Here is a 12326-nt window from a genome sequence, read left to right as displayed (position 1 = left end):
CGGACAATGCGCTAGCGCAGCACGAAGCCGGTGAGGCGGTTGATGCGCGGTGCGTAACGCTCGACGTCGAGCATCAGCGGGATAGACCGGCCGTTCTCGCGATGCAGAAATGCCGGTGCGCTCTGGCGAAATCCCATCGACATGTAGAACGGCAGCAAGCTCGGGATGCAGTCGATGAAGCTTTCCTTCACCTTGCTGCGCATGCCGACGTCCATCGAGGTGGCCATCATCTTGAACGAGGCCTGGCTGTAGCGGTGCGCCTTCCTGACGATAAACTTCGTGCATACGGACGTGGCCGCGGGGTGGTGCTGCGATTTCTGCATGCCGTAAAGCTCGACGAGGGGGCCGAGCGGGCCTTCTGCGGCCCGGTTCAGTCGCATCGTGCCGACGGGCTCGTCGTCCTGCAGCGCGATGAGCACGTGGGCGAAGCTATCGAGTTCGTCGGCGATGATCCTGTTTTCCACGTCCGCGTAGGGCGAGGTGCGGCCCAGCTCCTCGCAGTAGACTTCGTAGCGGATGCGCTGGGCCTGGCGCAGCATCTCAGCGTTGCGGCAGAGGCGAACCTCGACGCTGCCTTCCGGCGGCTTGCCGGAGGCGTCCGCGTGAAACAAGAGATTGTAGCTCTGCCGTCCGTCCGAGACTTCGGCGAGCTGGCGGTAGAGGTCGGCGGCGAGTTCCGGATGGTCGCGTTCGAGCATGGCCCAGGCGGGATCGTCGATGACCAGCGCCTTGGTCGGCGTGCGGGCCGTGACGGTCGCCGTGGCGGCGCGTCCCGTCAGAAAGCTGATTTCGCCGATGGGTGAGCCGCGCTGGCGGGTCAGGATCGTGGGATCCGATCCCTTCTTTTCGAGCGCGATGTCCACCTCGCCGTCGGTCAGAAGGTACATGCTTTTGTAGTGCAGGCCTTTGCGGCGAAGACTCTCGCCCGGCGCAAAGGAGACTTCCTTGCAGAGGCCCCCGATCGCTTCCGGATCGATGTAGGTTTCCGAGAGCGGCGGTGGCACGCTTTCCATCGGGAACTCCAGACGTGTCACGCCAAGGCGGCGCTGGGCCGAAGCTATGGCCCGGCTTGGGCCGGAGCAAGACCTATCGGCGCTCTCAAGGATCCCCGCCCGAAATGGCGGTGGTATGTTCGCGAACCTTACGGATTTTCCGGGCGGAACCGGCCGGCGGGTGGGCCGTTTTCCATGCGCCGCGCCTGAGGCGCGGAGTTCAGGAGGAAGCACATGAAGACCATTGCAATGGGCGTGGTGCTTGCCGCGCTGTTAAGTTTGACCCCTGCCGTCGCCAAGGACAAGCGCGCAGAGATGGGCGCCTCGGGCGATAAGCACGCCAATGCCGATGCGGGCCGGGGTGGGCTCAAGGAATGGCCGGTCTCGAAAACCGAAGCGGATTGGAGCGGTGCCGCCGCTTCCAGCTCGACGGGCGCATCGAGCGGGACTTCCGGCTCAGATGACGGAAAGGCCGACCAAAAGTAAACGGCGCCCTCGCGCTTTCGGGAGACCCTGGCGCTTTCCGGGAGCCCGCGACCGATCCTGCTTCGGTGGCGGGCTTTTCCATCTAGAATGACAGCCTCTTTCGTCCGTTGAACCGGCGCCCAAACTCCAGCCCACGCGTGCATCATGATCTGCGAACATCTGACGGGGCTCGAACAGGAGCTGTTGCGGGCGGATATCAAGGAACTCTATCGCGGGCAGCCCTGGAGCAAGAACTGCCGGGAGTGGGTCTATTTCGATTGCTGCCTCGATCTCGCGGGCCTCAGGGCGCGCCTCGATCTTGCGCCGAGTGTGATCGATCATGTCCACCGCGGGACGCACGATGGGGCGGAGGCGGGCTTCGTCTGCACCTGCTCGTGGGATGCCGTCATGGGCGCCCATCCGGACGTGGCGGCCCGCCCCAGGAGGTTTGGCTGAGGCTCCCGCCCGGCGGCCCAGGGGGCTTGGCGGGGGGCGGCACGGCTGGCGTCTCAGGGGCCTGGTGGGCCCGGATTGGCCTCCGAGGCCCCGATAATCCTGGGCTGGCCGCCGAGTTGAACTCGCAATGGCTAATTCATTGGGGCGGCTTGCATTTTCCGCGAGTCGGCGACATCATCCCCGTTCCGGCGGCCGTAGCCACCCTTTGGAGCAGCATGACCATACGTACGTCGCGCCTCGAGCAACTGCCGGATAGCGAGCTGCTGCAGCTCAGGTTTTGCGACCTGCCGCTCCGCCTGAAGGGCTCCGTGATCGAGCAGCGGGCGAACTCCGTATTCGACGATCTGGCGGCGCGCGGCATCCGCTTCCGCCCCGCGCTCTGGATCTCGGAACAATGGTACAATCCCGACGAGGTGGTGGGCTTCGCCGTTCCGTTCTATCTGCTGCACCCGCGCTTGATGCGCCTCGAGCGCAAGATGATGCTGGAGGCCGAAGGCGCGTCGCTGAATGAAGCTCTCAGCATCATCAGGCATGAAACCGGCCACGCCGTCGACGAGGCGTTTCAACTGCGCAAAATGAGCGAGTATCGCAAGGTGTTCGGTTCGCCCAAACGCGCGTATCCGACGAACTACATTGCGGATTCGGACAGCCGCGATTTCGTCCAGCATCTCAACGCGTGGTATGCGCAATCGCATCCGGTCGAGGATTTCGCGGAAACGTTCGCGGTGTGGCTTGGCTCCAAGAGCGGCTGGCGGCGGAAGTATCGCGACTGGCCGGCCTACGACAAGCTCTGCGCGGTGGATGCGTGGATGCAGGACCTGCGCAACGTGGAGCCTCAGATCAAGCCGCGCCGGGTTGCCAACGAGCTCAAGGACTCGACGCGGACGCTCGCCGAGCACTACGAAGAAAAGCGCGACTTCTATGCCATCGATGCCGAAGACGAGTTTGACGGCGCGTTGCAGCGCATCTTCGAGGTGAACGGAAACGGGACTGGGTCTCGCGCGCGTAAGCACATGTCGGCGGCTGCGCTGCTCGCGGAATACAGGACGCGCCTCAGGCGGCGCACGGCCAAGCCGCTCGGTGTGCCGGCCTACGTTGTCGATCAGGTGCTGCGTCAGCTCGCGCATCGCTCGCGCATTTTGAAACTCAAGCAAGCGCGCTCGAAGGCGGAAACGTTCACGAAGGTTTCGCGCCTCGTTTCGCGCGCGACTGTCGCCATCATCCGGAACAGCCCGAGGCTGCCGCTATGACCGCGATCAAGAAATCGAAGAAGAAGCTCACGGTCGTCCTGCTGGCGGACGAACGCTTGCTGCCGAACGGAGACCTGGCGGAGCTGAGCGGCAAAGAGCGCAACCTGCGCAAGACCGAGTATGACGTCAAAAACGCCATCGAAGCGCTCGGTCATACGCTCGTTCCGGTCGGCATCTCGAACGAGCTTTCCGTCATCACCGACGCGCTCCAGGCCCACAAGCCGGACATCGTTTTCAATCTCGCCGAGGAGTTCAACCACGTCGGGCATTTCGACCAGCACGTCGTGAGCTTCCTGGAGATGCTTCGCCAGCCCTACACGGGATGCAATCCGCGCGGCCTCACGATCGCCCGCGACAAGGCGCTGACCAAGAAGATCCTCGCTTACGACGGCATGAAGGTGCCGGAGTTCGCGATCTTCCCCATGAAGCGTACGACCAAGCGTCCCAGCACCTTGGACTTTCCGCTGTTCGTCAAGTCGCTGACGGAGGAGGGCTCGATCGGGATCTCGGGCGCGTCGATCGTGCGCGACGACGTCAAGCTGATGGAGCGTGTGGAGTTCATCCATCGTACCGCGACGTCGGCGGCGCTGGCCGAGGAGTACATCGAAGGCCGGGAAATCTACGTCAGCATGATGGGCAACGAGCGCGTGACCGTGCTGCCGCCGTGGGAGTTCTTCGTTGAAAACCGGCCCGCGGGATCGCCGCTGATCGCGACGGGGCGCGGCAAATGGGATCCGGACTACCAGGATCAGGCGGGCATCATGACCGGCCCGGCCGAGATCAGCGAAAAGCTCTCGGCGAAACTGCAGAAGCTTTCGCGCGATATCTACCGACTGCTCGGCCTCAGCGGGTATGCGCGGCTCGACTTCCGCGTCACGGACGCCGAGGATGCGTTCCTGCTCGAAGCCAATCCCAATCCGCAGATCGCCTCCGACGAGGATTTCGCCAGCGCGGCGGAAGCGGCGGGCATCGAGTATCCGGAGCTGATCGAACGGCTGATCCGGTTCGGAATGAGCTACGATCCCGAGCGCATGATCATCTGAGGTCTGCGTGACAACCGCCTTGGCCCACGCCGGAAGTGTTGCCCGGCTGTCTCTCCCTTATGCTCATCGACGCGGCTTTTGTGAAATGCCGTTGACAGCCTGACGCATCCAGAGTGCTGTGAGAGCGTGACGGTGTCTTCATGCGCATCCGCGTGTGGAGATGAAAATGGGAATACGGTGAGACGCATTGCGTCGAACCCGTAGCTGCGCCCGCAACTGTGAACGGCAAGCTTTCGCCGCTATGCCACTGGCCGCATCTAATTGCGACCGGGAAGGCCGACGAAAGCGTCCGAGCCGTGAGCCAGGAGACCTGCCGACACATGTCGCCCATCCTTCGTGCGGGCCGCGCGATGGAACGGTTACCCCGTAGTGGCGACTGATGTGCAACCTTCGGGATGCATCGTCAGGTCACAGCGAGGTAGATGAACCAGGCACTCCAAAGACTCTAACAGAAGACATCCGTCAGAGGCCGGCAAGCTGCCGGTATCGATCTTCGGTCCGTGCCTGGACTGCATCAATTCGTAGATCTGCGTGCATCCCGTCGCCAAACTCGACGGGGATTTTCTGCTGTGACAGCGCCGACAAGAATTCGATACGCCACGCTCCTTCTGACCGTTTCCGCAGCCGCATCTTCGGCGCTCTCGGGAGGCGTTGCGGCGCAGTCCTCGCAAGGCTCAGGCGAGCTCCCGGCCGTTGTCGTCGAAGGCGCGCAGCCGAAAAAGAAGGTGAAGAAGAAGGCCGCGCCGGTCGAATCTCCCGCGGTCGTTCCGGCGCCTGAACCCACGCCAACCGCCAAACTTCCGGCTGAGAGCGGAGGGCCGAACGAAAGCTCGCCGGGGCTCAATCTTTCCGACAAGGCTTCGAGCGGCAGCCGCCTCGGGCTCACGCCTCTCGAAACTCCGGCAAGCGTCGATGTCATCTCAGGCGAGACGGCGCGCGAGCGCGGTCAGCACTCGATCGTGGATGCCGTGACGCAGAACGCGCCGGGCTTCAGCAGTGCGACGATCCCGGTGCTCGGCAGTGCGTTCTCCGCGCGCGGCTTTGTTGGCAACAATTCGATCAGCCGTCTTTATGACGGCACGAGGCTGTATCCGGGCACGGGCGGCACGACGAGTTTTCCGTCGAACACTTGGGCGGTGGAGCGCATCGAGGTGCTGCACGGTCCGGCCTCTGTGCTCTACGGCGACGGCGCCATCGGCGGCATCATCAACGTCATTCCGAAGAAGCCCATCACGGAAGGCATGTTCAACGAGGCGCAGATCTTCTTCGACAGCAACATGACACGCCGCGCGTCGCTGGACAGCGGCGGGGCGCTCTCTAAGGATGTGTCGTATCGGTTCAACATCGGCGCGGATGCGTCCGACGGGTGGGTGGACGACGGCGATTCCAAGAACCTCGGCGTGTCCGGCGCCCTGCGGTGGCAGGCGTCTCCCGATCTCGTGTTCTCCCTGTCTCACGACTACAGCAACCAGGAGCCGATCAAGTACTTCGGCGTTCCCTTCCGAGACGGCGTGTTCGACAAGCGCACGAAGGAGAACAACTACAACGTCGGAAACGCCTTTAACGAGTTTCAGGATAGCTGGACCCAGTTCAAGACCGAGTGGCGCGCGAGCGACGCACTCTCGTTCCGCAGCGTCACCTACTACCTCGACAGCCGGCGTGAGTTCCTGAACTCGGAAGATTACATCTGGAACACGGGCGTCAATCCCGAGGTCGTCGATCGCTTCGGGCTGCACATTCTGCAGGATCAAGACCAGATCGGAAATCGCACCGACATGACGCTCAAGACGCGCTTCGGCAGCGTCGGCAATGAGACGGTCGTCGGTTTCGATATCAATCGTGCGAACTATGCGCGGTCTGCTTCCGGTTACTTTGCAGCGCCCTCAGTGGATCCCATCAATCCGGTGCCTGGCGTCCTTTCGGCACCGCTCATTCCGCGGCATCAGTCCGAGTTGGATCAGAGATCGCTCTTCGTCGAGGACAGGCTGGTGCTGAACGAGTACCTCTCGCTTGTGGGCGGGGTGCGCTGGGATACATCGAACGTCAAAAAAACGGATCTCCAATCTGCTGCCGGGAGCTTCGAGGACGAGTTCAACTCGTTCAACTGGCGTGTGGGCGCGGTCGTTACGCCCGTGCGAGGCCTGGCGTTCTTTGGCCAGTATGCCGTCGCGACGGACCCTCTCGACCGCCCGTTGCTCGACTATCTCAAGACGACGGCCGACTTCGATCTGACGCGCGGGCGGCAGATCGAAGTCGGCGTCAAGCAGACGCTCTGGAACGGAGCGTTCGAGTGGTCGCTCTCCGGCTACGACATCGTGAAGAAAGACCTCACGGTGCTGACGCCGTTCTTCGAAACCGTGCAGATCGGTCAGCAATCCTCTCGCGGCCTGGAGGCGTCGGTTGGCATGGAGCTTGGGGGCGGCTGGCGCGTGGATGCCAATGGCGCGATCCTGAAAGCCGAGTACGACGAGTTCTCGTATGTCGACTTCAGCACCTTCTCGATCGTGGATTACGCGGGCAAGACGCCGTACCTCGTTCCGGAAAAGCTCGCCAATGTCTGGCTGACGTGGGCGTTCGCGCCGCGCTGGCAGGCAAGCGCGGGTGCGCAGTATGTCGGCTCGGCGTTCGAGAACTTCGCCAACACGGTCGAGCGGCCGGCCTATACGATCGCGAACGTGGGCTTGCATTGGAAGCCGACGGATTCGGCGACCCTCGACTTCCGGGTGAAGAACGTGTTCGACCGGACGTACGCCGCGTACTACCGAGCCGACCCGCTTTCCGCCGACGACAGCGTGATCCAGGGCTGGATTGCTCCTCCCCGCACGTTCGAGGCGGCGTTGAGCGTGAAGTTCTAGTTCGCGCCGTGGCTGCGATTGCATGACATCCTGATGATCGGGCCAAGCTCTGACATTGCGCCGTCCGGGACGCCTTCGGGCCTCGGGCGGCGTCTTATGAGGCGGGGCAGCCGGCTGCTCTACTGGGTGCACCGGTGGCTCGGCATCGTGACGTGCCTGTTCTGCGTCATGTGGTTTCTGTCCGGGCTCGTGATGGTTTACGTGCCGTTTCCCTCCTGGACCGATCAGGAGCGGCGAGAGGCACTGCCGCCTGTGGCCACGGAGCGGATCACCCAGACGCCGGACGACGCGTTAGCCGCGGCCGGCGTTCGAACCTATCCGATGCTCTTTCGCCTCGAGATGCTGGCGGGCGAGCCGGTCTATCGCATCGTTGCAAGCGGCAAGCCGGCGACAGTCTCGGCTGTGTCCGGGCAGGTTGTCGCCGATGTCGATGCCGATCGCGCGAGGCGTCATGTGGCCTCGGCGTTTCCGAATGCGCAGCCCCGGCACGCGGACACGATCGACTACGATCAGTGGACCGTGACGCGGCGGTTCGATCCCTATCGCCCTCTTTACAAATTTGCGCTGGACGATGCGGCGGGCACGATCGTCTACGTCTCATCGAAGACGGGCGAGATCGTGCAGAACGCGACGCGCAGCGAACGCTTCTGGAACTGGCTCGGGGCCGTCCCGCACTGGATCTATTTCTCGCCCATCCGCCGCGACGGAGAGGTGTGGCGACAGGCCGTGATGTGGCTCTCGGGGCCGCTCATCATCGGGGCGATTGCCGGATTGTGGGTCGGCATCCTGCGGCTGCGCGTCGTGCGGCGCTATGCGGGCGCGCGCATGTCGCCCTATCGTGGCTGGATGAAGTGGCACCACGTGGGAGGGCTTGTGGGCGGCCTCTTTCTCACGACGTGGATCGCGAGCGGGTGGTTGTCCGTCAGTCCCTTCTCGCTGTTCGCGGGATCTTTCTTTTCCGAGACGCAGCGGGTCGCCTACGCGGGCTGGAGCGAGGGCAAGCCGTATGGGGTCACGCTGGCGGCAATTGCCCACGCCGGGCATGAGGGCGCGCGCGAGATCTCGTTTGCCTGGATCGGCGGGGAGGTGAAGCTGCTGGCGTCCGGCACGGCCGGCACCGCGATGGCGGATCCTCAGTCCGGGACGGGCGCGCCGATTGCGGACGCTGCCTTGGCCGACGCGGGCAAGCGCGCCTTTCCGGCGGCCACGCTCTTGGGTTCGGAGCGGCTGCGCGATGAAGATCTCTATTGGTACAGCCTTCACTCCAAGCGCCCGCTTCCCGTGCTGAGGCTCACGTTCGACGATGCGAATGCGACGTGGCTGTTTCTCGACCCGGCAACGGGCGCGATAGCCGCCATCAGCGACCGGGATGGGCGGGCCTATCGATGGCTCTTCAATTTCCCGCACACCTTCGATTTGCCGGTTCTGTTGCGCAATCCGCCGCTGCGCGATGCCGTCGTGTGGCTGCTCTCCATTGCGGGGTTGATCGTGTCGGTGTCCGGCGTGGTTGTCGGCTTTCGCGTGCTGACGCGGCGCGCGGGTTGAGCGGTCGACGCGATCAGGTGGTGCGCGCAAGCGCGAGGATGCGGTCGCAATCGACATGGGCCTCGAGGTGGATTGCCAGCGCATCGAGGATGTCGTCGACCTCGTTCTCATAGCGGAGCGCGGAGGCTTGCGCGCCGAGCCGGCCCAGGAGGCTGGCGCGAAAGGGATCGCTCGCAAACAGGCCGTGGACGTAGCAGCCGGAAACGTGCCCGGATGCGCTCACGGCGCCGTCGTCGCGGTTGCCGGAGAAGCGCAGCATGGGGGAGGCGCACCCTGGTCCGGTCGTGCGCCCGACGTGCATTTCGTAGCCCCGGATCGGCGTCGCGTCGCGATCTTCGCCCTCGACCTCGACGAGGATCTTGGCACCGGCCAGCACCGTCTCCACGTCGAGCAGGCCGAGGCCCGGCATCGATCCCGGCGGTCCTTCGAGGCCGTCGGGATCCGCCACCGTGCGGCCGAGCATCTGGTAGCCGCCGCAAATGCCGAGCACGTGGCCGCCGCGGCGCACATGGGCCTGAATGTCGATGTCCCAGCCCGTTTCGCGCAACGCTTTGAGATCGGCCATCGTGGCTTTCGAGCCCGGCAGGATGACGAGCGATGCCGTGCCGGGGATGGGATCGCCCGGGGACAGGAAGACGAAGTCGATGCCGGGCTCGAGCCGCAGCGGATCGAAATCATCGAAGTTGGACAGTCGCGGATAAGCGAGCACGACGACGAGCGGGCGCTTCGAATGCCCATCGGATCGCGCCAGGGAGAGCGACTGCGAATCTTCCGCAGGCAGGTGGTCTGCGCGCGCGAAATGGGGGATCAACCCCAGAGCGTTCCAGCCGGTGTGCTGTGCGATGGATGCCATGCCGTCGGCGAAGATCGCCGGATCGCCGCGGAATTTGTTGACGAGGAAGCCCGCGATCCTGCCGGCATCGTCGGCGCTCAGGACCGCCTTGGTTCCAACCAGGCTCGCGATGACGCCGCCGCGCTCGATGTCGCCGATCAGCACGACGGGAACGCCCGCCGCTTCGGCGAAGCCCATGTTGGCGATGTCATTGCGGCGCAGATTGACCTCGGACGCGGAGCCCGCGCCCTCCACCAGCACGAGGTCGGCTTCACGGCCCAAGTGCCGGTAGCTTTCAAGAACGGCGGGCAGCAGGTTGGGCTTCATGCCCTGATAGTCGCGGGCGCGCGCGTTGCCCACGACGCGGCCCTGCACCACGACCTGCGCTCCGATTTCGCTCTGCGGCTTCAACAGCACCGGGTTCATGTGCACGGACGTCGGCACGCGCGCAGCACGGGCCTGGAGGGCCTGCGCGCGTCCGATCTCGCCGCCGTCGGCCGTGACGGCGGCGTTGTTCGACATGTTCTGCGGCTTGAAGGGCCGCACGCTGAGGCCGCGATTTGTGAAGGCGCGGGCGAGACCGGCAACGATCAGCGATTTGCCGACGTCAGAGCCGGTGCCCTGAAACATGATCGCTTTCATGCGGTCAGAATTCGATGCCTTCCTGCGCCTTCACGCCGGCCGCGAAGTGATGCTTCACAGGCGTCATGTCGGTGACGAGGTCGGCGGCTTCGACGAGCTCGGGCTTGGCGTTGCGGCCGGTGACGACGACATGAAGGCCGGGACGGCGGTTCCGCAATACTGCGACGACGTCGGCGAGGGGAAGGTGCTCGTAGCGCAAGGCGATGTTGAGCTCATCGAGGATGATGAGCTGAAACGAGGGATCGGCCATCAGGGCGGCGGCGGTTTGCCAGGCCTTTTCGGCGGCGGCGACGTCGCGCGCGTGATCCTGAGTTTCCCACGTGAAGCCTTCGCCCAGTGTGTGCCAGACGACCTGATCGCCGAACTTCTCGATGGCCTTGCGTTCACCGGTCTCCCAAGCGCCTTTGCCGAACTGCACGACGCCGACACGGAAGCCGCGTCCGAGCGCGCGCAGCAGCAATCCCCACGCGGCGGTGGACTTGCCTTTGCCCTTGCCGGTGTGGACGATGAGGAGCCCCTTCTCGACCGTCTTGGCCGAGACCTCCGCGTCCTGAGCGGCCTTGCGCTTCTGCATTTTTTCTTTGTGACGGGAATCGTCTTGGGCGACGGTTTGCATCGCGAGCTCCTGACCTAGTGATACCGGGCAAAAGCCCGATTTCCGTTGACGCAACGCTGTAGCAGCCTTTATCAAGCCGGTGACGGTTCCCCGCAAGGGGTGACTGGGAATGCGGTGTCGCCGAAAGGTCAATCCGCAGCTGCCCCCGCAACTGTAATCGGCGAGCATTTGATCGAAGGCCACTGGGTAACCGGGAAGGCGATCGGATGCAGGGACCCGAAAGCCAGGAGACCGACCGTCGCACAGCAAGCCCCACTCATATGACCCCGGAGGGGTGGTCAAGGAGAAGCCTCGTGAACGCGCAGACTCAATCCGCATCGTTGACAGTCGCAGCAGGTCAGAGGGCTGAAAGCCTCAAGGCCGCGGCCCTTGCCCTTTTCGTGGGCGTGGCTCTCGTCTTCACGACGGGATTTTCGCACTCGTCGACGCTGCACAACGCGGGGCACGATACGCGCCACGCGCTCAGCTTTCCTTGCCACTGAGCGAGGATTGACATGATCACCCGCGTTCTCGCGACCGCCCTTGCGGCGGGGTTTGCTGCTGGCGTTTTGGTCGCCGTGCTGCAGCACTTCACAACGACACCGTTGATCCTTGCGGCTGAGGTCTACGAGACCCAGGCTGGGCATGCGTCGCTGCATGAGACGGGTGACGCGCGCCTCGTGCTCGCGCACATGGGCCATGACGAGGCGGCGGGCGAGGCCGAATGGTCGCCGAGCGACGGTCTCGAGCGGACGCTCTTCACCAGCACCGTGACGGTTGCGACCGCGGTCGGCTTTGCGTTTCTGCTGCTCGCTGGATTCCTCTTTGCGGGCGATGCCATCGATGTGCGCCGCGCCCTCGGCTGGTCTGCCGCCGGGTTTGTCGTGACCGGTCTTGCGCCTGCGCTCGGCCTTCCGCCTGAGCTGCCGGGTATGGTTGCGGCCGATCTCGTCCCGCGCCAAGCCTGGTGGATCGCGACCGCGGCTGCGACGGCCGCCGCTCTGTGGCTCATCCTGCGCGGCAACAGCCTGGCGATGGCGGCGCTCGGCGTCGTGCTGCTGATCGCCCCGCATGTCGTCGGTGCTCCGCATCCGGCGACGGCAGAGGCAAGCCGCGTTCCTGCCGAGCTTGCGGCCCGGTTCGCGTCCGCATCTCTCGTCGTCCATGCCGTGCTCTGGGCCATCACGGGTGCGCTCGTCGGGCTGTTCTGGCAGAGGACGGGCCAGGCCGGAGCTGAGGCCTAGGTGGCGACCATGTCCGATGACGCCGTCACTCTCTTCGTGTGTGTAAGCTGCCGGCGCGCTTTGCCCGAGGGCCAGGGTGAGGGCTTCGATCTTCCCGGCGTTCAGCTCGCGGAAGCCCTGCAGCAGCGGCTTGCGGAAGACGCTTCGATCACGGTGACGCCCGTGCAGTGCCTTGCCGTCTGCAATCGGCCGAGCACGCTTGCGCTCGTCAGCCGGGACCGGTGGACGTATCTCATCGGCAACCTCAATGCCGATCTGCATCTCGACGACATCGTCGAATCCGCGCGGGCCTTCGGGCGCTCGACCGACGGCATCATTCCCTGGAAGGAGCGCCCTGAGTGCTTCCGCAAGGGTGTCGTAGCCCGCGTTCCGCCCCAGGGCTTTTCTCATCCGGAGTAAGTGTTCTC

General features: G+C 64.4%; 12 protein-coding genes and 2 riboswitches. Of the genes, 9 read left to right on the top strand and 3 right to left on the bottom strand.

The features are described from left to right. Positions 1-11: 11 nt before the first annotated feature. Complete coding sequence (locus tag K2Y42_RS07700) at positions 12-1013, bottom strand: cyclic nucleotide-binding domain-containing protein (protein ID WP_291150687.1); 1002 nt, start codon at positions 1011-1013, stop codon at positions 12-14. Between the two features lie 213 nt (positions 1014-1226). On the opposite strand from K2Y42_RS07700, the gene K2Y42_RS07695 reads away from it, so the two are divergent. From K2Y42_RS07695 to K2Y42_RS07670, 6 genes are all read left to right on the top strand, one after another. Then, positions 1227-1478, top strand: coding sequence for a hypothetical protein (locus K2Y42_RS07695; protein WP_291150686.1), 252 nt, complete (start codon positions 1227-1229; stop codon positions 1476-1478). A gap of 144 nt (positions 1479-1622) precedes the next feature. Next, a complete protein-coding gene (locus tag K2Y42_RS07690) occupies positions 1623-1913 on the top strand; it encodes a hypothetical protein (protein WP_291150685.1) in 291 nt (96 codons plus the stop codon). Between the two features lie 215 nt (positions 1914-2128). Beyond that, positions 2129-3163, top strand: coding sequence for a putative zinc-binding metallopeptidase (locus tag K2Y42_RS07685; RefSeq protein WP_291150684.1), 1035 nt, complete (start codon positions 2129-2131; stop codon positions 3161-3163). Next, complete coding sequence (locus K2Y42_RS07680; RefSeq protein WP_291150683.1) at positions 3160-4206, top strand: ATP-grasp domain-containing protein; 1047 nt, start codon at positions 3160-3162, stop codon at positions 4204-4206. Before K2Y42_RS07685 ends, K2Y42_RS07680 begins: the two co-directional genes overlap by 4 nt. Before the next feature lie 113 nt (positions 4207-4319). Further along, positions 4320-4539, top strand: a riboswitch (cobalamin riboswitch). A 236-nt stretch (positions 4540-4775) separates the two neighbouring features. After that, on the top strand, positions 4776-7061 hold the full coding sequence (locus tag K2Y42_RS07675; protein WP_291150682.1) for a TonB-dependent receptor: 2286 nt from the start codon (positions 4776-4778) through the stop codon (positions 7059-7061). Positions 7062-7157: 96 nt separating this feature from the next. Next, positions 7158-8606 carry a PepSY domain-containing protein gene (locus tag K2Y42_RS07670; protein WP_291150680.1) on the top strand — a complete coding sequence of 483 codons (1449 nt, stop codon included), beginning with the start codon at positions 7158-7160 and terminating at the stop codon, positions 8604-8606. 13 nt (positions 8607-8619) lie between these two features. Here K2Y42_RS07670 and K2Y42_RS07665 read toward each other — a convergent pair whose 3' ends face one another. After that, positions 8620-10080, bottom strand: a complete 1461-nt coding sequence (locus K2Y42_RS07665) for a cobyric acid synthase (protein WP_291150678.1) — start codon at positions 10078-10080, stop codon at positions 8620-8622. Between the two features lie 4 nt (positions 10081-10084). After that, entirely contained in the window at positions 10085-10696 is a 612-nt protein-coding gene (gene cobO, locus K2Y42_RS07660; protein WP_291150676.1) for a cob(I)yrinic acid a,c-diamide adenosyltransferase, read from the bottom strand. Between the two features lie 66 nt (positions 10697-10762). Then, positions 10763-10951: riboswitch (cobalamin riboswitch) on the top strand. A gap of 38 nt (positions 10952-10989) precedes the next feature. Between cobO and K2Y42_RS07655 the strand changes: the two genes are divergently transcribed. From K2Y42_RS07655 to K2Y42_RS07645, 3 genes are read left to right on the top strand one after another with little or no spacing between them, the layout of a single operon-like run. Beyond that, positions 10990-11178, top strand: a complete 189-nt coding sequence (locus tag K2Y42_RS07655; RefSeq protein WP_291150674.1) for a CbtB-domain containing protein — start codon at positions 10990-10992, stop codon at positions 11176-11178. A 12-nt stretch (positions 11179-11190) separates the two neighbouring features. Then, on the top strand, positions 11191-11919 hold the full coding sequence (locus K2Y42_RS07650) for a CbtA family protein (protein ID WP_291150672.1): 729 nt from the start codon (positions 11191-11193) through the stop codon (positions 11917-11919). 9 nt (positions 11920-11928) lie between these two features. Then, complete coding sequence (locus tag K2Y42_RS07645; protein ID WP_291150670.1) at positions 11929-12318, top strand: DUF1636 domain-containing protein; 390 nt, start codon at positions 11929-11931, stop codon at positions 12316-12318. The last annotated feature ends 8 nt before the right edge of the window (positions 12319-12326 follow it).

Source organism: Hyphomicrobium sp. (genome assembly GCF_019744875.1).
In the GTDB taxonomy this organism is placed as follows: Bacteria; Pseudomonadota; Alphaproteobacteria; order Rhizobiales; family Hyphomicrobiaceae; genus Hyphomicrobium_C.
The sequence above is the reverse complement of the archived record's forward strand: the minus strand, read 5'-3'. Positions and strand labels throughout refer to the sequence as shown.